Raw genomic sequence first — 20,606 nt, forward strand, 5'->3', positions numbered from 1 at the left:
ATGTTATATCATATGATTAATTACCAGTAACTTCCTGCAAGAAATGTAAGCCTGATAAAGGTGAATGAATGCCCCAGACTGAGATCTATACTCTGATTAAGATTTTCAAGCTGTTCATCATGATAAAATACGGCGAATATTCCATCTTCAAATGCCTGAACAGCATTTTCCTGCGCTTTTTGCAAGTCTGCTTTTTTGAGATTATAAATGCTTTCAAAACCTATTTTTCCTGTATCTGTAAGAATATTAAGATAGCTTTCATGAGGAATTTTGGAGTAATCGTCTTCTTCCAGCTCAAAGGATTTATCATTAAATACTTCTACCTGCTGCTGAACAATTAATTTTAATAGATTTTCAAGTGAGATTTGATTTCCGTCGTATGCAATTTCAATTTTTTGTTCCGAAAGAACAGGATGCTTTTTTCCCAATTGCTTTACTGTGACCTTTATTTCCATATTTGAACTTAGTGTGGACTAAAGATAATAAAATTTCCAGCTGCTATTGTATCAACCTGAGAGTTTATGACGAAAATCAAGAAAACAAAATTTGAAAAAGTAACAGAAGTTTAAGTACAGGGTTGTGTAATTATCATTCACGCAACCTATTGTTGAGGAAGTTGAAAATAAAAGTATCTATTTTTCATACGAATTATGCAGATGCCTGCCGTGATAATATACTTTTTCCTAAACTGGTATAAAAAAATAAGATGTCAAAAAGTGCTATTTGAATATATTGGGATTCTTTTGATATAAAATAAAAAAGCACATTTTCAATAGAAAATGTGCTAATTTGGGGTGAATGATGGGTCTCGAACCCACGACCTTCGGAACCACAATCCGACGCTCTAACCAACTGAGCTACAATCACCGTTTTTCTGAGTGCAAATATAGGACATTTTCCTCAACTACCAAACAATTCCGTCAAAATTTTTCAAAGAAATTAATTTTTCTGACGTAAATCCCTCAGCATAAGTGACTCCCGATAATCGCCCTAAATCCTGTGCCCGGTACGTTAAGCTTTCATAAAAGTCTTTTGTTGTAATCGGAGTCTCAGGTTCTTTAGATGTTGGATCATAAAACTGGGTTTTATAGGCCATACATGCATCGATCTTTTTGTCAAGAAATTCAGAAATATCAATAACAAACTCCGGCTGGATATTTTTCCATTGGATGTAATGAAAAACATGCTTCGGTCTCCACACTTCCTGAGTTTCTCCTTCCAATACTGTTTCAATTTTCCTCAGCCCGGACAAAAAGCACGCATCTGATACTAATTTCGCTCCTTTTGCATGATCCGGATGCCTATCATCAATAGCATTAGCCAAGACGATTTCTGGCCTGTATTTGCGGATCATTTTTACAATCCTCATCTGGTATTCTTCAGAATTTACCAAAAAACCATCTTTCATACCCAGATTCTCTCTTGCCGAAAGCCCTAATATTTTTGCAGCATCTGCCGCTTCTGTTTTTCTGGTTTCGTCTGTACCTCTTGTTCCGAGCTCGCCTCTTGTAAGATCAACAACAACACATTTTTTTCCTTCAGAAACCATTTTGGCAATAGTTCCGCCACACCCAAGTTCTACATCGTCCGGATGTGCACCAAAAGCAAGTATATCAGTTTTCATAAATTCAAAGATAGGATTTAAAATAAAAACTTCCCAAACATTACGAATGGGAAGTTTTTATATCTATAATTTAAATTTTAAATTACTTATTGATTTCTGCATTTAATTTTACAGCATCCTGATAAGTCGGATCTAACTGTAAAGATTTAGCTACATAATCTTTAGCTTTAGCAACATCAGAATCTTTGCTCATATAAGCTACCGCAAAGTAAGCATAGGCAAGAGTCTGCTTATTCGCTTCCTGATCAGCCGGTTTTACGGTGCTGATAAATTTCTCATAAGCTAATTTTGCAGCCTCATTATTTCCAGCCTGCTGGTAAGAATACCCCTGGCTGTAATAAGCCGGAGCCCAGTCTGGAAGCAGTGCAGACATTTTCTGCCATGTAAGGATTGCTCCGTTCCAGTTTTTTACGTCCTGATAAGCTGTTGCCAACTTGAATAATGCATCAGAATCCTGGCTATTAGCAGCAACCTGCTTTTTCAACGCTTCAATGGTAGGGTTAGTAGGTCCTTTGTCAGCTTCTGCCTGAGAAGCACCTCCACCACCTGCAATGTTGGCCAATTCAAGATCCCACTTCATGGTTTCATCTTTAGCAGCTTTTGCAATACCCACTTTTTGCTGAGCTTCAGCCATTAGAGCAGATTTTTTAGCAGCATCTTTTTCATCTTTTGCTAAACCGGCAGCAATAAGCCCCTGTAAACCTTGGTCAGCAGGCAATACTCTTGTCTTCTCAGCCTGAGAAACGAAAGTATCCATATTTTGTTTAGCATCTGCATAGTTTCTGTCTGCATATGCGTTATAAGCTCTTAATTTGAACTTAATAGGATCATCAATTTTATCGAAAATCTTGTCCAATACCATTTTAGAGTTTGCATAATCTTCGTTTGTGAAATATAATTTTGCAATTTCTAACTGAGTATACGGATCTTCATCAGCATATTTTGTATAATTGATAAGGTCTTGCGTAGCTTTTGCATTCTGTTGGTATCTAATATCATAACCAGCCAATGCTTTATATGCAGGAGCGTAAGTAGCATCTACACCAATAGCCTTATCAATGTTTTGCTTAGCTTGCTGCCATTGTTGTGCAGCCATCCATAAAGTTGCCATTCTTGTATAAACAGAAGCTTTATTTTTAGCAGTAGGTAACGCTTTGTCATAAGCAGACATAGCCTCTCCAGGCATTCTCTTTAATCTGTAAGCATCTCCTAAGGTATAATAATAGTGTGCAGGAACACCTTTTTTCTCGGCTTTCTCAATAGCTTTAGTCAAAAACTGGATTGCTAGATCTGGTGAACTGTTTTTCTCGAATAAAGTTAAAGCTTCTGCTGCTCTGAAAAGAACTTCAGCATCTTTTTCTTTTGAATCAGTAACTACTTTTTGAATTTCAGCAACAGCATTTTTATCACCTTTACCTAATTTAACAGCAGCTAAACCGATTTTATTCAGATAGCTTTTACCGTCAGCAGCTAATCCTTTGTTAAAGTTTTCAGTTGCCTTTGCGTAATCTGGCTCTCCTTGTCTTAAGAAAGTATTTCCCAAATAGAAGTAGTTTTCAGCTGTAGGCTCTTTAGCGATCATTTCAGTGAAATTTGTTTTTGCCTGCGCAAATTTATCACTGTCTATACTGTTAATACCATCCTGCAATGTCTGTGCAGAGGCAAAACCGGTAAAAAATACCACGGCTGCTCCAAAAGCAATCTTCTTTACATTCATATTCATTATATCTTTCATTTTATATTTTCTAATAATTGAGTTTTATTGTACACAACTTTCAGACCAAATCAAAATTTTTAATAAGGATAAATTGTGAATTTAATATTTTTTAACGCATCTGAACTTCTCTCTTATAAAGATTGTAAGGTTGCAGCCCTTCTTTCTGTACAATTTTCTGTCCTAAATGGGTACATGAAAATCTTATAAAACCATTGGCAATATTAAAGTTACCTTCGTTAATCAAGAAATAAAGTACTCTGGTAAACGGATATTCCATTGTACGAAGTCCATCAAAATCGGGAGTGTATGATTTTCCTTTATCTATCACAGGAAGCACTTTTACCATTTCTCTGAGCTTTTCTGAAGTTTTATCATAAGGACGGCTGAAAGTATTCAATCCAATAACGCCTATTTTATCGGGATATTTTCCCAATTCCTCTATAATCTTCTGATTCCCCGGAATAATGGAAAATTTAAGGTCTTTTGGCTGTTTTTTTAGTTTCTCAGCCACAAAGTTCAGATTACTGGAGTTGGTTCCGTCAAAAATAAATTCTTTTTTATCAGACATCAGACCGCTGCTGATTTCTTCTATTGAAATACTTTCTTTTGGGGAATCTTTAGGTACAACAAAAACCACTGCATCAGCAGCAAATTTAGCAGGAAGAAACTTTAAATCTGTTCTTTCCTCATAGGTTTTTATTTCTTCAGGATTAAGATTTCTGGACATTACTACCACTTTAGCACTTCCTTTCAAAAGATCAAGAAGTCCTAAATCTTCTTTCTTGGTTTCTACTTTAATGTGTGTTTCAGGATAGTTGATCATATAGCCTTCCGCTAATGCTTCTGTAACGCTTTGAAAGGACTCATCTGTAAAAATTGTAAGATCACCCTTATGGTAGGAAGGAGTATTTTGATCCTTCTTGCAGCTTGCCAGCATCATGCCCAAAACAAGAACTACTGCAAGCTTAAAACTATTCTTCATTTCTCGATTTTTTAATTCTTGAGATTGCCCTGTAAATTCTGAAAATACCATAAATAACCAGCACCACCCCTAATGCATAGGCAACAGCCGGCTCCAAAATAGTAAAGAAGAATTTGTAGACAATCACTACAATTCCTAAAACGATATAAAACAATCCCGTAACCAGGGATAACCAATTGAACATCATGTAACAAAAATACCAAAAAAAATAAAAAGAGAAGCATATGCTTCTCTTTTTATTTATATTTTGAATAAATAAGTCTTATTCAAAGTTCATAGTAAATGGTACGCTATAGTAAGATCTAACGCTCTCCCCGTTTCTCTTCGCAGGAGTCCATTTTTTAAGTTTCTTAACTACACGCATAGCTTCATTGTTGAAGTCGCCATTTGGAGATTTCTCTTCAATAGTAACATTCGAAACAGTTCCATCTTTTTCTACAACGAACTTAAGTTTCGCTTTAAGCGTTCCTTCACCTCCTTCCATCAAAGATGTATCGAAGTTATCTCCCAAGAACTTTCTCAATGCTCCCATACCTCCAGGATATTCTGCAGATTGGTCAACATCTTTATAGATCTCGTTAGGGTTGTTCGCTTTTACTTCTACTGTACTAGCTTTAGTACCTGTAGATGGTGGTGGCGGTGGTGGCGTATAAGCCGGAGCTTTTACCCCCTCCTGATTCTGTAAACCAGTTGTAGTTTCCAACTGTTTAGAGATTGGTGGCGGTGGAGTTTCAATTTTCGGAGCTTTTACAGGCTCAGGAACCACGTTCTGAATTACCTCAATTTTCTCCTCTTCTTTTGGAGGTGGAGGTGGTGGAGGTGGTTCTTCTTCTTTAGGCTGCTCAATAATCGGATCTTCTTCGATAATATCTACCAAATCTGCCTTCACTTCCTGTTTAGGCGGAGCTGTAAGATTTTTAATCGTAAGATAGATGAACGGAGACAAAGCTGCCAAAAGGAATAAAGCTGTTCCGATGATAAAAGACTTTGTTAAAAGTCTCGGATACTGATGTCTAAGATCATAGGCACCATATTCCTTGTTTCTATTTTCAAATACGATCTCATCTAAAGTAAGATTCTGACCGTATACATTTTCATCTGCCATAGATTAGATATAACAATTTTATGGTTAAATTACTTTGTAGCAGCAGCCTGTGCAGCAGCACCTCCTACTTTCTTCTCATAAACAGCTTTCTCCCAAGGCTTCACATCCGTAACTCCGTACTGCTCGCTTTTGGTAATTGCCATTTCGTCAAGAATATCAACAAAGTTCTTATATACAGCATCGTCAGTCGGCTTAATGATCACGGTAAATTTAGTCGGATCTGCAGCTCTAGATTTTGCCTGCTGAATTACTTTTCTGATTCCCTCTCTATCAAGAGTAGTTTCCATAAGAGTCTGGTCATTCAGGGATGTAGCATCCTGCTGGTGCCAGAAAACTCTGTTATTTTTTCCTAATAGTATAGAGATAGAGTTAGAAAGTTTAATTTCTGTTGGAGGAGGTTTCGGCTGATCTTTTTTAGGTTTAGCCGGAAGACCCAAATCCATAACATTCGGTTTACTGAATGTAGTTGTGAACATAAAGAAGGTAATCAATAGAAAACCCAAGTCCACCATCGGAGTCATATCGACCCTGGTACTTTGCTTCTTGGAACGGACCTTGCCGCCCTTGCCGCCTTTCTCTTGTACTTGTACTTCTGCCATTTCTATCGATATTATTCGTTAGGTTTACCTTCTTGTGATGTAATCAACCAAAATTTAAGAAAATCAATATCTCTTAAACCTTCAAATAGACCTTTAACTTTAGGGTACTGAGTTGTCACGTCACCTTTAATTGCTAACTTATAGTCAGGGTTAACGCTCAAACTTTCTTTTACCCAGTCAACTAACTGTTTATTTGTACTGTCCATAGGAATACCTGTAGGACTCTTATAATTTTTCTGCTCATCTGCAGGCATGTCCAAGTACCCTTTAAGTTGGTTCATTGGAACTCCAATTGCCTGAACTTTCTGGAAAGCAGCTTTTTGGTTGTTGTCAAAAGTAATTCCATACTTTTGTCCCATTTTTTCCAAAAGAGCAACTCTTTCTGATGCGTTTTCTACTGGCTGGAAATAGAATTTCCCATCCGGAGTAGCGTTGATAGTCATTAAACTAGCATCAGGAAGCAGTTTTTCCGAAATTGAAGATGGCGGTTTAATCTGCTCCACATCAGGTTTTTTAAACTGAGTGGTCAAGATAAAGAACGTAAGAAGTAGGAACGCAACGTCACACATTGCGGTCATGTCCGTCACTACTCCATGTCTTTTAGGTTTGACTCTCGCCATTATTATAAAATATTATTAATTAAACTTCTTTTAATTGCTAATGCAAATACCTTGCTAATTCTTAGTTGAATTCAGCGAAAGATTGTTGGATACTCATAGAGATCTCATCGATCTTGTAAGTTAATCCGTCAATTTTAGAAGTAAAGAAGTTGTAAAGGATAATAGCGATCGCTGAAGTACCAATACCTAATGCCGTGTTAATCAAGGCTTCAGAGATACCGGTAGATAGAGCAGCAGCATCCGGAGTACCACCTCCTGAACCTAATGCAAAGAACGCCTTGATCATCCCGATTACCGTTCCAAGTAGTGCTACTAACGTTGCAACTGTACCTAAAGTAGAAAGGATCATCATGTTTTTCTCAAGCATTGGCATCTCAAGAGTTGTAGCTTCTTCGATAGCTTTGTTAAGAGCTACCATTTTCTGCTCTTTATTTAATGTAGTATCGTGAGCAAGTGCTTTATAAGTAGTAAGACCTTCTTTTACTACGTTACCAACAGAACCTTGTTGTCTGTCACACTCTTCGATAGCTTCGTCGATTTTGTTTTGGTTTAGCAAGCTTCTTACCTGAACAACAAAGTTGTCTAAGTTTCCTTTTCCAGCTGCTTTACCAAGAACGAAATATCTTTCAAAAGAGAAAACGATTACAGTAATCATGAAAGTAATCAAGATTGGTACGATAACCCCTCCTTTGTAGATAATACCTAAAAACGATTCTGGGTGAATGTCTTTTCCTTCAACACTTGAAAAAGCTACAGATCCACTTCCTAGTTTATCTGCATCTTTAAAGTTTCCTGGGCTCCCAAGAACAAATAAATAAATACATACTCCTATAGCAAATAGAATAGGAATAATAACAGCTGGATTTAAACCTCCTGCCTTTCTAGCAACTACTTGCTCATCATTTTTTGAAACATTCATTTCCATATTTAACTAAATTATATTGTTTTAAAATTTTACAGGGTGTAAATTAAAGGCAAAATTAATTAAAATGCAAGAGTCTTAATTAAACATTTTGCTTTTTTTTGATAAAGAAATTTTAATACGATTTCGAAATAATAATTATTTTAAATTATTTTATTTATTTTTTCCAAATTTAACATTTGAATTAAAAAATCAAAAAAATAAGACACCCATTTTTTTTAATTTCCCAATGTTAATTTTTTTTTAAATTACGATATTCACAATACGGTGAGGAACTACAATGATTTTTTTAGGGGTTTTACCCTCCAAAATCTGTTGCATTTTTTCATTTGAAATCACCAAATCTTCCACCTCCTTCGCAGATAATTGAGCTGAAAGTGAAATTTTGAACTTCATTTTGCCATTTACACTTACCGGATATTCAATTTCGTCTTCCACCAGATAATCCTCATTCAATACCGGGAATTTTTCAAATTCGATGGATGTATTATGTCCTAATAAACTCCACAGTTCTTCACAGATGTGAGGCGCATAAGGAGAAATGATAACGGCTAACGGCTCTAAAATATTGCGTTTGTTACATTTTATTTTCTGAAGCTCGTTTACAGCAATCATAAATGAGGATACCGATGTATTGAAAGAAAAGTTTTCAATATCATATACTACCTTCTTTATTAAGGTATGTAAAACTTTGTATTCAGCTTTTGAAGGTTCATCATCTGAAACTTCAAATACATCTCCATTGAAATAAAGATTCCAGAATTTCTTAAGGAAACCATATACTCCGCTTAACCCTTGTGTATTCCAAGGCTTGGATTGCTCCAATGGTCCCAGGAACATTTCATATAGTCTTAAACCGTCAGCCCCGTACTCTTCACAGATATCATCAGGGTTTACCACGTTATATTTAGACTTGGACATTTTTTCCACTTCACGGTCAGTGATGTATTTTCCATCTTCCAGAATAAATTCTGCGTTAGCATAATCTGGCCTCCATGCTTTAAAAGCTTCAGTATCCAATTCATCAGAAGTTCCTTTTAATAAGGACACGTCCACATGAATCTGCTGAGTCTGGTAGTCTTTAGCTAAATTTTTAGATACATATTGATTAGTCCCGTCAATTCTGTAAACAAATGCACTCATCCCTAAGATCATCCCCTGGTTGATCAATTTCTGAAAAGGCTCATCATGGCTGATATAGCCTCTGTCTTTTAAAAACATGTTCCAGAAACGGGAATATAACAAGTGACCGGTTGCGTGCTCGCTCCCTCCTATATATAAGTCTACCTGTCCCCAATAATCTGCCAATTCTTTTTTAACAAAAGCCTCATCGTCATTCGGATCCATATATCTAAGGAAATACCATGAGCTTCCTGCCCAGCCTGGCATTGTAGATAATTCTAACGGGAAAATTGTTTTATCATCAATTAAATCTGTGGCAACTACTTTCTGATTCAATTCATCCCAGGCAAATTCTTTTGCATTTCCCAGTGGCGGATCTCCATCTTCTGTTGGTAAGTATTTTTCAACTTCAGGAAGTTCCAACGGTAAAGCAGAAGCAGGCAGTGTGTAAGGCATCCCATCCTTATAATATATAGGAACAGGTTCTCCCCAATAACGCTGTCTTGAGAAAATAGCGTCACGCTGTCTGTAGTTGGTCGTTCCGTGGCCGATTCCTTTGGTTTCGATCTCGGAAATTATTTTTGCTTTCGCATCATTATAATGTAATCCGTTCAGGAAATCAGAGTTTACACAAACGGAATCTTTAGAATCAAAAGACTTCTCCTGAACATCTTCTTCAGTGTCTACCACTTTTTTGATCTCAAGGTTGAATTTCTTTGCAAACCTGTGATCACGCTCATCATGTGCCGGAACAGCCATCACGGCTCCTGTTCCATATCCCATTAATACATAATCAGAGATATAGATTGGCATTTTTTCATTGCTGAATGGGTTCACTGCATAGCTTCCGGTAAATGCACCGCTCACGTTTTTCACGTCAGCCATTCTGTCTCGCTCCGTTTTTTTGGAGGTTTCTTCAATATAAGTATCCACTTCTACTTTTTGTGCATCCGTAGTAATAGTTTCCACTAAAGGATTTTCCGGAGCCAATACCATAAAAGTTGCTCCAAAGATAGTATCAGGTCTTGTTGTAAAGACCTCAACAACCTCGTCATGCCCTTCTACCTGGAACTGCACCTGCGCTCCCTGAGATTTTCCAATCCAGTATTCCTGGGAATCTTTCAACGGCTGTGGCCAGTCTAAAGTATTTAATCCCTGTAACAGTCTTTCAGAATATGCAGAGATTCTCATGCTCCACTGCATCATTTTCTTCTGGAAAACCGGGAAACCACCTCTTTCGGATTTTCCATCTTTCACCTCATCGTTTGCCAGTACTGTTCCTAATGCCGGACACCAGTTTACAGTAGTCTCAGCCCTGTAAGCAAGTCGATAGTTTAATAAGATGTCTTCTTTATCAAGATCGGAAGCATTCTTCCATTCTTCTGCGGTGAAATTTAATTCGTCGTTCTGATTGGCATTTAAACCTTCTGTCCCTTTTTCTTCAAAATGCTGAATCAAAGAATCAATAGCTTCTGCCTTATCCGTATTTTTATTATACCAGGAATCATACAACTTGATGAAAATCCATTGCGTCCATTTATAATAAGATGCATCTGAAGTTCTGACTTCCCTGCTCCAATCAAATGAAAAACCGATCTTTCTCAACTGCTCCTCGTATCTGTTGATATTTTCTTCAGTAGTGATGGCCGGATGCTGTCCGGTCTGGATCGCATACTGCTCAGCAGGGAGTCCGAAACTGTCATATCCTACCGGATGGAGCACATTAAACCCCTGATGCCTTTTGTACCTTGCATAGATATCCGATGCAATATATCCCAGCGGGTGCCCCACATGAAGTCCTGCTCCTGATGGATACGGAAACATATCGAGTACATAAAACTTAGGTTTATCTGTGTTATTAGAGGTTTTATAGGTTTGATTATCCTCCCAGTATTTCTGCCACTTTTTTTCTATCTGCTGATGATCGTAAAACACTTTATATATATTATATGTTAGATTTTAAAATATTGAATTATTTTTTCTTTTTAACAAGATTCACAAAAATAATGATTTTAAAGGAAATAGAAATTTAATTTATAATGAATTGCAATTCCCATCTCAACAAAAAAATCCCATCCGTGGATGAGATTTATTTTTTGATGTCCTGAAGTCTAATTATTATTGAGGAACTCTTTTGAATGTATAAGTTCTTGTCTGGAATACAGTAGGATCCTGAGTTTCCTCTCTTACAGCAAGATTGAGTGTTGTATTGTCCAAAGTAACCACCTTTGCATTTTGCGGCTCTACTATGCCCTGGATCTTCATCTGAACGTCTTTTCCTTCTTTATTATAGGTATAGTTGAATTTTATATCAGAAAGAATAGCACACTGACCTGGTGTAGCAGTATCTCCCCAGTTCGTTTTTCCACCTTTGGAGTCTGCACCGAACCACCATCTGGTCTGCTTCTGGCAGTCAGTATAAGTAATCGTGTTAGAAACCGGGTCTTCGCCTACCTCAACAGTAGTAACTACTTCTTTTAATGGTTGCCAGGTCCCAACCAGAGGAGCTTCCAGAACAGTATCATTGTTATCACTACATCCTGTAGCGGCAAACAACGACAAACCTGCAAATAGTAATGCTAATTTCTTCATAGATCATTTTTTTCAAGCGCTAAAATTATAATTTTTTTGATTTATATTACTATTTTTTATGAAAAATTATTTCATTCAGCGTTATTTATATATATTTTAAAATGCTCAGACTTCATTTCCCCTTTATTTAACAAATAATGTACAGTTGACCCTTTCATTTTATTAAAAAAGTTATTTTTGTAGGAAAAGAAAATACAAATGCAGGATATTACGAAAAACAATTTTGATTTCATCCGTGTTCTCCTTGCTTTCATTGTCTTTATAGGACACCTGGGAGCATTAAGTGGCTCTGATCAGCTCACCATTTTAACATACAGCCCCGTAGAAGTAGCCGTTTTTTCGTTTTTCATTGTGAGTGGGTTTCTTATTGCAAGAAGCTACGAAAGATCTTCCAGTCTAAAAAGTTATGCCAAAAAGAGATTCAACAGAATTGTTCCTGCTTATTTATTGGTTGTATTTTTATGTGCCCTGTTACTGAGCCTGTTCAGTACGCTTCCTTTTTCAGAATATTTTGGAAACACACAGGTTTATAAGTATCTGTTCTGGAATTCAATTTTTATGAATTTTAAGGCCCCGTGGCTTCCTGGTGTATTTGGCAATCAGGCGGTGAATGGCGCATTATGGACGCTTAAGATAGAAATGTGTTTTTATATCGCTGTTCCTCTGATGTTTTTATTGTTTGGAAAAAATAATAAATACAGAAGTCTCAGTCTGATCGTGTTGTACTTTCTCTCGCTGGTTTATCTTAATTATTTTGAAATGGCCGGAAAAGCAGCTCTTTCAAGACAATTGCCAGGGTCACTATGTTACTTCATCGGCGGGATGCTGATCTATTTTAATTTTGATAAGTTTATCAAACATAAAAATGTCTTATTCATCATTGCTGTGCTTACAGTATGGATAGATCTTATTTTTAAAATAAAGCTGTTCTCTCCTATAATGATCAGTATTATTGTGCTGTATGTTGCCTATTCTTTTAAATTTCTGAACAATTTCGGGAAGTATGGAGATTTCACTTACGGGATCTATATCTTCCATTTTCCAATCATCAGGGTATTTGCGACCTTAGGACTTTTTGCCAATTACAACCCTTATTTTATGGGATTGGTATGTATGCTGGTGGTCATCAGCGTAGGAATTGCTTCCTGGCATCTTTATGAAAAAAGATTTTTATAATTTTACATATTCAAAAAGCATAAATGAAAGATCTTGTCTCCATTATCACTCCCTGTTATAATTCTGCTGAATTTATCGAGGAAACCATCCAGTCTGTTCTCAACCAAACCTATGAAAACTGGGAATGGCTGATCACCGATGACCTTTCCAAAGATAATACTGTTGAGATCATCAGAAAATACAACGACCCCAGAATAAAACTGCAGGTACTGGAGAAAAATGGAGGAGCCGGAAATGCCAGAAACAACAGCCTGAAAAGGGCACAAGGAAGATATATTGCTTTTCTGGATTCTGACGATTACTGGTACCCGGAATATCTGGAAACAATGACAGATTACATGCGGGAAAACAATGCGGAACTGGTTTACTGTAACTATTCCAGGTGTAATGAACAGCTGCAGCCTATTCTGAAAGATTTTCTCGCAGATAAAGTCGTTACTTTTTCCAATCTGCTGAAGACATGCCGTCTGGCCCCGGTTTCCACAATGTATGATACAAAGAGGGTTGGAAAATTTTTATTTCCTGTAAAAAGCAAGCGCGAAGATCATGTGATGTGGCTTAACCTTTTAAAAGAAATTCCGGAAGGAATACCTGTAAAGCAGACACTGGCAAAATACAGAATGCGCGAGAACAGTGTTTCCAGAAAAAAAAAGAATATCATTAAAGATCAATATCTTGTCTATAAAGATTTCATGGGGTTCTCAACAGTAAAATCATTATACTATACGGCTAACTGGGCGTTAAACGGATTTATGAAGTATTCAAAAATTTTCAATTAATGGAGTATTCAAAAGAGTTTAAAGCCGCTTTAAGTGCTTTTACCGGAGCAGAGAAAGATAAACTTATTTTCAGACTTCTGAGAAAGGATAAATTGTTATCTAAAAAACTGTATTTCGAACTTATTGATCCGGAAACCACCGATGATAAAAGGAATGCTATGGAAGACCATCTACAAGAGCAGGTACTCTTGGCTTCAAAATATGTCGGAAATGCCAAATACTTCCTTACCATCATCCGTAAAATAAGTGCCGAAATCACTGAACATGTAAAAATTACTACGGATAAATTCGGAGAAGCCACCCTTAACCTTCTTCTTATCAATAAAGTATTGAACAGCAATAGTGACTTCAGCAGACAACGTTTTGACAATGTTTATAAGCTTTATATTTATATCATCAATAAAGTATTCAAATCTTTGGTCCTGATTAAAAAACTGGATGAGGATTACTGGATGGAAATTGATGAATATCTTCGTGAAACTTTAAGTAAAATTTCAGAAAATCACTACCTGCAAAAGCTTTGTATCAATAATGGACTTGATTTCAACTGGTTTGAATGTGATAAAATACCTGAGAATATCGATCAGATCATGAAAGAAATTAAAAGTCAGGGATTTTTAAGATAAAATTTTCTGTAGAATCATCCTGGTAGAATCAGGCTTATCATCAACAAATCTTCCTGCATTTTGAGACATTGCTGATAGTTCTTCTTTATTATCCTCATTGGTGAGAAACAAAACAAATTCTGACGCCGTATATTCATCAGGGAAGGCCTTTCCACCGTTCAATGAGATCAGGTCATCAGCTTCAGGGTTCTTCTTATAATGATTTCCAAAGATTACAGGAACACCAAAGGTTGCCGCCTCCAGAATATTGTGAAGCCCTGCATCATGAAATCCTCCTCCTACAACGGCTACATCTGCATAAGAATATAATTTTGACAATAAGCCTATACTGTCTATAATCAGAATCTGGGAATTCAGAGCTGAAGATTGGCTATTTTGTATTTCACTGTACAGTAAAGCAGCGGGAAATATATTTTTAAGATGCTCTACCCTTTTCAGATCGTGCGGTGCTATAATGATTTTTACGGCCTTATTTTTAAGAGTAACCACTTCTGCTATTTTTTCTTCAGCCTGCCAGGAACTTCCAAAAACAACGGCTTTATTTTCTCCTTTGAAATCAGAAATAAAATCTACATGATTATCGCGTTTTCGCAGTTGCTTTACTCTGTCAAACCTTGTATCTCCCGTTACAGAAGATTGTAGCAACCCCACACTTTTTGCCAGGGCCAATGAAAACTGGGTCTGATGAAAAAACCAATCCACATTGTTCTTAAGCTGCCTTACAAACCATTTTCCATAAGAAGTAAAAAATGATTGCCTTTCATAGAACAGTGCAGAAATTACATAAATTTTAGTCCCTTGGTTTTTAAGTTCTGCAAGGAGATTATACCAATAATCGTATTTAACCGTAAAAAATAGTTCAGCATTAAACTGTGATGTAAATTTTTTTACAGTGCTTTTTTTATCAAAGGGTAAATAACAGATAACATCTGCAATATGCTTCTTTTTCACCACATTTTCATATCCAGATGGAGAAAAGAAGGTTACCAGAACTTTGTGTTGTGGAAAATTCTCCTTAAGCTTCTCCAGAACGGGCAATCCCTGCTCATATTCACCGAGGCTGGCTGCATGCATCCAGATGACTTTATCTGTTTTCGAAAATACAGATTTTACTTGAGCCAAAGACTGGCTTCTCCCTTCAACGCCTTTTTTAGTTTTACCATTAAATAAAGCAAAAACCTTCATTCCGAAAGTAAGGAGACTGATAAATATATTGTATAGAAAAGCCATTTAATTATTCTTTAACTTCAATTCTATCATGATCCGCAGGTGGACTTGATATGACTAAAAATTCAATTTCTTCAGCAGATTCATTGGAGATAAGGTGCTTTGATTCCGGGGCAATAGAAATAGATTCATTTTGTTTAACCCAAAATCTTTCTTCATTGATAAAGAATACCGCTTCTCCTTTAAGAATGTAGAAAAACTGTTCTGCCACTTTATGAAAGTGTAGTTTTTCTGAAGTTCCAGCAGGCATCTTTTCCTGCTTTATGGATATTTTATTTGTATTTTTCAGAATCCAACTCTCACAAAGGTTTCCCCAGATATAGTATTCTGAATTTTCTTTAGAATGTATCATTTAAATAAGTGAGTAATAAAAAGTAACAAGGGGACAAATAAAACAACGGACAAAAATATGGTCGCAAATGAAATCCTGAGTTTGGCCTTATCATCAACAGCATATCTGAACATATAATCCTGAATATTCAAAAAAACCATTCCCAATACGATAAAGAGGGTCCTCAGTCCTATTTTCATAATTAAATACTGGGCATTCATATTCTGATCTGTAATTTCTACCGGAAAATTAGTATTTTCGGGATGTCTTGTTCCATAGGTGAACACAGCATACAATCCCAAGGCCAATACGGGCATCAGAAAGGCATAGATTCTTCCCCCGAAGCCATCAGCTTTTCCTTCCATATCAAAATGTACAGGAATCCGATCTGGTAAAGTCCTATAGTTTTTCAGGGTAAACCACCATAAAAAAGCAACCCATCCAAAATTAAAAATATCAAAAATTATAAAAAGAATATTTTCCATTTCAAATGAGATTTAACTGAGGCTAAATTACACTTTTCAGCACTCTCAGCTTATGAGTATGCTTGTTCATTTCTTTATTGAAAATCCCTGTGGAATCTAAGGTGTCAATTCTTACTTTCCCGGAAGCATGGATGATCTTCTGATTATCCAGCATTATTCCTACATGAATAATTTTTCCTTCTGCATTTTCAAAGAAGGCAAGGTCTCCGGGCTGTGTTTCTTCTACAAAAGTAAGCGGCTCTCCTACCTCTGCCTGCTGGGAAGCATCTCTCGGAATTTTGATATTGTGAATTTTATACACCAATTGGGTAAAGCCCGAGCAATCAACGGCAAAAAAGCTTTTACCTCCCCACAGATAGGGTACATTAAGGAATTCTTTTGCTGTCAGCGCGATACTTTCACGTACATCATGACTCCTTCTCGAAGCCACTACCGGAAACTCCACTTCTGATCCCATAGAAAGCAAAGTCTTCCCATCATTCATCAATACGGAAGAAAAATCTTCAGTAACAACAGTCACTTTTCTGCTGGCCAGTTCTTCGTCTGTCACCGGTTTTAGCTGTTTGGTATCCATCCATCCTTCATACCCGTCATAATGCATTTTTATTCTGGTCCAGTTTTTATTGACTTCCAAAATATCTGCACTTTCCCCAAACAATATTTCTGTAACAATTTCAGCCCTGTCAGAATTCTCTGCACGGACCGGCGCTACTGTAACAATACAAATTCCTTTATTCATTAATTCTCACTTTAAAGATTGAATAATTTAAAGATTAAAATACGATCTTTAAATGTTTTTAATCTTTGAATATTTTAATTACTTTCTGCGAAGAAAGTTGACTCCGTCACGCAAAGGTAAAATAAGATTTTCAAAATCTTCGTCTTTTGCCGCTAAATCATTTAACTCCTGAATAGACTGGGTAGATTTAAGCTTCGGATTTTCTTCCAGGACTTTTCCGTACCACAGAACATTATCAAAAAGAATTACGCTTCCGGATTTTGTATGGGGCTTGATCAGCCTGAAATATTCCGCATAATTTTCTTTATCAGCATCTACAAAAATCAGATCAAAGAACTCATCTGTTCCTTTTAAGAACTCTTTAGCATCCTGAAGCCTGAAATCAATCTGCCCGGCATATTCACTTGATTCAAAATATTTTTTCGGCAGGTAAGCAAGGTCTTCATTAACGTCCAGAGTAGTAATCTTTCCGTCTTTTGCCAACCCTGAAGCAAGACATAAGGTAGCATACCCTGTAAATGTTCCTATTTCAAGAATACTTTTCGGCTGAAGCATCTGGGAGATAATCGTCAGAAGTCTTCCCTGCTGGTAACCGGAAATCATATGAGGCTGTGTCGTCTTCTGGTAAGTCTCTCTTCTCAGTTTTTTCAGAATTTCGGATTCCGAAGAAGCATGTGCTTCCAAATATCTGTCCATTTCAGGATTTTTTTCTTCAAAAAAACTCATACAATTTAATTTAAAACAAATTTAAGGATTTTAAAGCTACTTTTTCCATGGAAAAAGTAGATAAAAAAAGAGAGAAATTAATCTCTCTTAACTATTCTGTATGTTCTTACAGGTCATTACAATGCCACACAATACTGTCCTCTTGATGCACAAACCCATCCCGGGCAGCAGTCAGTCGTTCTTTGACAGATGATTTGCGGATTACAGTCCAGAGCAGCGCCTTGTACGTTTTTCATTGCTCCTCTTGAAAGTTTCTTTAAATTTTTCATAATTATTGTAGTTTAGTATTAATCCCTACTCTTTAGATTTTCGGGGTCCTCTTTATTTAATTCCTTATACAGAGATTTAAATATACACTTTTTATTGTTAACCAGACCATTACAAGACCAATAATCTGGCATAAAAATCTTCATTATAACAAATCAGTAAAAACCCCATATGAAATACCGGGAAAACACGGATGGTATTTTTGTGGTATTAATGATAAGTTTGCAATAAGAATAAGGGGTAAAAACACTAAGAGAAAACAAGATGATTGCAGGAGAGACACAAACTAACCATGAGAATCACCAAAAAGTTATACCGAAAGGTAGAACAGATTCTTCTGCAGCAAAAACTAAGAAAGAAATATCCACTTCATTTTTGCAACGAATTATTTCGCTCCTGAAAAAGGAAGAATTAATTTGATTAAAAAAATCCCGGCCACCTTCGGGATTTTTTTTTGCTTTAAACCTCATCATTTTCAAAAACATTCATTATACAGAACATTTCCAGGTTCTACAAGTTTTTATACCGTTCATTGATATAAGTGATGTAAACCATTTCCAATCGCCAGAAATAGCCATGAACGAGTATTCTTTTTGAATAAATACAATCTCCTATCTCATCTTCAAAAGTCAAAATCCTTACAAAAAACAGGAAAAACACCTACTCCCAAATGTTCATATGCTTCTACCTTTGATATAAGTTTTCCAACCATGAAATACTCACATCAAGGAGGAACCCGAAAATCCTGAAACAGAGTAGGGATATTTAAAAAACAACCACATGAAAACAAAGACTTTATTTTTAATTGGAGCGATAGTGGGACTTGTTATTATTTTTTCCCAGCTAAAACCGCAGGAAATGTCTTTTTATAAAGAAAAGGGCAATTACATCGTAGACAATAACTACATCCTGAAAGATGTCAAAAAAATTTCTGACGAAGACATAAAGAGTTTATTAAGCTTACAGAAACTGCACCAGAGCAGTTTGGGTACGAATTTTATTATTTACAAAATCAACAGACAGTATATCATCCGCGGATGCTTAATGAAAGCAAACATCGACTGGAAAAAATATGGTGATCTAAGGGCAAAAGTAGACGAAATTCTAAAAAAATACAATGCTAAAGAACTGGGAACAGATTATTATGCCATTCAAAACAATCAGGTTGCAACCAGTGCTGCTTTGCTGAGTCAAAAAGACATTGCCTCTTTAAATAAATTAACAGTAAGAGGTGCTGAAGAATATACCATCTGCCCACCAACTATGGGAAGAAGGAATCTTACCAACGTGATTATAAAATCTTACAAAGTCAATACAGCAATTGATCCAAGAATCAATGTTAAGCTTAATAATGTATTGGCCAGTTACAAATAACAGCAAAAGGCTGTTTTTTATTCTGAAAACAGCCTTTTTTAAATCTTTTGTCATGAAAAGAAAGCTTCAGTTATCCGGAATTCTTATTATCCTGCTGGTAGTCTTCGTTATTGGTCTGAAGGGAACATTTGATGGCTATTATGGTTTTTATTATGAAAACAAAAACTATGAAAAACCGCTTCTTTATAAGATTTCAGAAAATATAGCACAATCAAAACCCATCAATATATTTACATCCTATACCGGTTTTGATACAGGATATGGTTTTTATGCACCTAATGTTGCCAGTGATTTTGTGATGAGCTTTGAGCTGAAAGATAAAAATGGAAATATACTGGAGCAAAAGACTATGCCTTATTTCAAAAACAAAGAAAGCAGAGTGAGGTATACTACCGTCTTTAATATGTTTCTTGATAAAATGTCTGACAAAAACACATATGACCAGAAATATTATCAATATCTGGATATCATCATCAGACAGATCGCTGCCCATGTAATAAGAGAAAATCCCAATGCATTCAGCGTGACAACAAAACTCTATCTGTACGACTACCCTACTATTACCGGTTTCAAAAAGGGAAAAACGAATGAAAATCTTATTCTTATTGATGAATTCAAATAACAAGGTGATGAAAAAACTGAATTTAATCTACACAAAAGTTGAAAATTTCTTTTTTAAAGAAGATAATCAAACTGAATTTTTAAGTTTCTTCCGGATTACCATAGCAGCAGTTATCCTATTACAGTTTGTCGCAGTACTGCCTGATTTTGGCCGGCTATTTTCAAGCAGCAGCATTATTCCACAGGATGTCATGGGGGTTTTTACTCCTGAATGGATGATCACCTTTTCAAAAATTGTAAGTTTCTTACAAAGTTTTGGAATTGAAGAAAACACAACGATTGTGATAACCAAAATAGTATTTATCACACTGTGTATTTTTATTATCACTGGGTTTTATTCAAGAATTGCTGCAATTTTATTGCTTATCCTACAGATTGCATTGCTTAAAGGAAGTTCTTTCTTTGCCTATGGTGCAGATTTTTTTACAAGCATGTCTTTATTTTATCTGATTCTTTTTCCAGCTGATCAGTATTTTTCATTGAGAAATTATATTTTCAGCAAAAAACATGGAGACATAAATTTCACTCTGGTCAAAAGATTATTCCAGGTTCATATTTCCATTGCTTATTTCTTTTCAGGTCTTGATAAAGCTTTAGGCTTCAACTGGTGGAATGGAGAATCCATATGGAAAGCCATTCATCTTCCTTACTCCAACAGAGATCTGAATATTGATTTCAGCTGGCTTGCTGAACATTCATATATTCTGAACTTCATAGGATGGAGCACCATTATCATTGAAATAGGTTATCCTTTTTTCATCTGGTATAAACCCACTCAAAAAACATGGCTTTTCCTTACGGTTTCCATGCATATAGGAATTGCACTCATTCTCAATCTGTACTATTTTTCAGCTATTATGATTGTATGGAACATTACCAATTTTTATTTTGAGCACCCCGCAGGAAAGACAGTCAGGATTTCAAATAAAAAAATTCCATCCCATTATATACCCTAACAGAAAGGCATATGAA

General features: G+C 36.1%; 23 protein-coding genes and 1 tRNA gene. 6 read left to right on the forward strand and 18 right to left on the reverse strand.

Features of this window, described 5'->3' with window-relative positions; all coding sequences use genetic code 11:
• Positions 1 to 20: 20 nt before the first annotated feature.
• The 12 genes from AC3FI7_RS13765 to AC3FI7_RS13820 form a co-directional block, all read right to left on the reverse strand.
• Positions 21 to 455, reverse strand: a complete 435-nt coding sequence (locus tag AC3FI7_RS13765; protein ID WP_142725448.1) for a hypothetical protein — start codon at positions 453 to 455, stop codon at positions 21 to 23.
• 335 nt (positions 456 to 790) lie between these two features.
• Positions 791 to 867, reverse strand: a tRNA-His gene (locus AC3FI7_RS13770).
• A gap of 37 nt (positions 868 to 904) precedes the next feature.
• A complete protein-coding gene (bshB1, locus tag AC3FI7_RS13775; RefSeq protein ID WP_142725449.1) occupies positions 905 to 1,624 on the reverse strand; it encodes a bacillithiol biosynthesis deacetylase BshB1 in 720 nt (239 codons plus the stop codon).
• Positions 1,625 to 1,706: 82 nt separating this feature from the next.
• Complete coding sequence (locus tag AC3FI7_RS13780) at positions 1,707 to 3,359, reverse strand: tetratricopeptide repeat protein (RefSeq protein WP_491460326.1); 1,653 nt, start codon at positions 3,357 to 3,359, stop codon at positions 1,707 to 1,709.
• A gap of 91 nt (positions 3,360 to 3,450) precedes the next feature.
• Positions 3,451 to 4,323, reverse strand: a complete 873-nt coding sequence (locus tag AC3FI7_RS13785; protein ID WP_343659975.1) for a PstS family phosphate ABC transporter substrate-binding protein — start codon at positions 4,321 to 4,323, stop codon at positions 3,451 to 3,453.
• The gene (locus tag AC3FI7_RS13790; RefSeq protein WP_172617109.1) at positions 4,313 to 4,510 is read right to left on the reverse strand and encodes a DUF308 domain-containing protein; all 198 of its coding nucleotides are present in this window, start codon (positions 4,508 to 4,510) and stop codon (positions 4,313 to 4,315) included. Before AC3FI7_RS13790 ends, AC3FI7_RS13785 begins: the two co-directional genes overlap by 11 nt.
• Before the next feature lie 75 nt (positions 4,511 to 4,585).
• A complete protein-coding gene (locus AC3FI7_RS13795) occupies positions 4,586 to 5,428 on the reverse strand; it encodes an energy transducer TonB (RefSeq protein WP_142725452.1) in 843 nt (280 codons plus the stop codon).
• Positions 5,429 to 5,457: 29 nt separating this feature from the next.
• Positions 5,458 to 6,027, reverse strand: coding sequence for an ExbD/TolR family protein (locus AC3FI7_RS13800; RefSeq protein WP_491460327.1), 570 nt, complete (start codon positions 6,025 to 6,027; stop codon positions 5,458 to 5,460).
• Positions 6,028 to 6,038: 11 nt separating this feature from the next.
• A complete protein-coding gene (locus AC3FI7_RS13805) occupies positions 6,039 to 6,647 on the reverse strand; it encodes an ExbD/TolR family protein (protein ID WP_142725454.1) in 609 nt (202 codons plus the stop codon).
• A 61-nt stretch (positions 6,648 to 6,708) separates the two neighbouring features.
• Positions 6,709 to 7,572, reverse strand: a complete 864-nt coding sequence (locus AC3FI7_RS13810) for a MotA/TolQ/ExbB proton channel family protein (protein WP_002976280.1) — start codon at positions 7,570 to 7,572, stop codon at positions 6,709 to 6,711.
• A 240-nt stretch (positions 7,573 to 7,812) separates the two neighbouring features.
• Positions 7,813 to 10,626 (reverse strand): leucine--tRNA ligase, encoded by a 2,814-nt coding sequence (gene leuS, locus AC3FI7_RS13815; RefSeq protein WP_491460328.1) that lies wholly within the window; start codon positions 10,624 to 10,626, stop codon positions 7,813 to 7,815.
• A 183-nt stretch (positions 10,627 to 10,809) separates the two neighbouring features.
• Positions 10,810 to 11,283: a lipocalin-like domain-containing protein gene (locus AC3FI7_RS13820; protein ID WP_142725456.1), complete on the reverse strand. Its 474-nt coding sequence runs from the start codon at positions 11,281 to 11,283 to the stop codon at positions 10,810 to 10,812.
• Positions 11,284 to 11,481: 198 nt separating this feature from the next.
• Between AC3FI7_RS13820 and AC3FI7_RS13825 the strand changes: the two genes are divergently transcribed.
• From AC3FI7_RS13825 to AC3FI7_RS13835, 3 genes are read left to right on the forward strand one after another with little or no spacing between them, the layout of a single operon-like run.
• Positions 11,482 to 12,459: an acyltransferase family protein gene (locus AC3FI7_RS13825; protein ID WP_491460329.1), complete on the forward strand. Its 978-nt coding sequence runs from the start codon at positions 11,482 to 11,484 to the stop codon at positions 12,457 to 12,459.
• Positions 12,460 to 12,482: 23 nt separating this feature from the next.
• Positions 12,483 to 13,238, forward strand: a complete 756-nt coding sequence (locus AC3FI7_RS13830) for a glycosyltransferase family 2 protein (RefSeq protein WP_142725458.1) — start codon at positions 12,483 to 12,485, stop codon at positions 13,236 to 13,238.
• Positions 13,238 to 13,864, forward strand: a complete 627-nt coding sequence (locus AC3FI7_RS13835; protein ID WP_491460330.1) for a deoxyuridine 5'-triphosphate nucleotidohydrolase — start codon at positions 13,238 to 13,240, stop codon at positions 13,862 to 13,864. The genes AC3FI7_RS13830 and AC3FI7_RS13835 overlap by 1 nt, the downstream gene beginning before the upstream one ends.
• Here the strand turns inward: AC3FI7_RS13835 and AC3FI7_RS13840 are convergent.
• The 6 genes from AC3FI7_RS13840 to AC3FI7_RS13865 all read right to left on the reverse strand — a co-directional run bounded on the left by AC3FI7_RS13840 (position 13,856) and on the right by AC3FI7_RS13865 (position 17,641).
• Entirely contained in the window at positions 13,856 to 15,094 is a 1,239-nt protein-coding gene (locus AC3FI7_RS13840) for a 3-deoxy-D-manno-octulosonic acid transferase (RefSeq protein WP_491460331.1), read from the reverse strand. The genes AC3FI7_RS13835 and AC3FI7_RS13840 overlap by 9 nt on opposite strands.
• 4 nt (positions 15,095 to 15,098) lie before the next feature.
• Entirely contained in the window at positions 15,099 to 15,443 is a 345-nt protein-coding gene (locus tag AC3FI7_RS13845; protein ID WP_142725461.1) for a cupin domain-containing protein, read from the reverse strand.
• A complete protein-coding gene (locus tag AC3FI7_RS13850; RefSeq protein ID WP_491460332.1) occupies positions 15,440 to 15,907 on the reverse strand; it encodes a DUF1648 domain-containing protein in 468 nt (155 codons plus the stop codon). Before AC3FI7_RS13850 ends, AC3FI7_RS13845 begins: the two co-directional genes overlap by 4 nt.
• Before the next feature lie 22 nt (positions 15,908 to 15,929).
• Entirely contained in the window at positions 15,930 to 16,646 is a 717-nt protein-coding gene (locus tag AC3FI7_RS13855) for a C40 family peptidase (protein ID WP_491460333.1), read from the reverse strand.
• Positions 16,647 to 16,724: 78 nt separating this feature from the next.
• The gene (locus AC3FI7_RS13860) at positions 16,725 to 17,372 is read right to left on the reverse strand and encodes an O-methyltransferase (protein WP_491460334.1); all 648 of its coding nucleotides are present in this window, start codon (positions 17,370 to 17,372) and stop codon (positions 16,725 to 16,727) included.
• A 116-nt stretch (positions 17,373 to 17,488) separates the two neighbouring features.
• Positions 17,489 to 17,641 carry a CCPGW family putative bacteriocin gene (locus tag AC3FI7_RS13865; protein WP_142725465.1) on the reverse strand — a complete coding sequence of 51 codons (153 nt, stop codon included), beginning with the start codon at positions 17,639 to 17,641 and terminating at the stop codon, positions 17,489 to 17,491.
• A gap of 778 nt (positions 17,642 to 18,419) precedes the next feature.
• Here AC3FI7_RS13865 and AC3FI7_RS13870 point away from each other — a divergent pair.
• From AC3FI7_RS13870 to AC3FI7_RS13880, 3 genes are read left to right on the forward strand one after another with little or no spacing between them, the layout of a single operon-like run.
• Positions 18,420 to 19,013 (forward strand): hypothetical protein, encoded by a 594-nt coding sequence (locus tag AC3FI7_RS13870; protein ID WP_491460335.1) that lies wholly within the window; start codon positions 18,420 to 18,422, stop codon positions 19,011 to 19,013.
• Positions 19,014 to 19,065: 52 nt separating this feature from the next.
• Positions 19,066 to 19,635: a hypothetical protein gene (locus AC3FI7_RS13875; RefSeq protein WP_142725467.1), complete on the forward strand. Its 570-nt coding sequence runs from the start codon at positions 19,066 to 19,068 to the stop codon at positions 19,633 to 19,635.
• 7 nt (positions 19,636 to 19,642) lie between these two features.
• Positions 19,643 to 20,590 (forward strand): HTTM domain-containing protein, encoded by a 948-nt coding sequence (locus AC3FI7_RS13880; protein ID WP_491460336.1) that lies wholly within the window; start codon positions 19,643 to 19,645, stop codon positions 20,588 to 20,590.
• The last annotated feature ends 16 nt before the right edge of the window (positions 20,591 to 20,606 follow it).

Source organism: Chryseobacterium sp. TQ-BC-N36, assembly GCF_058382295.1.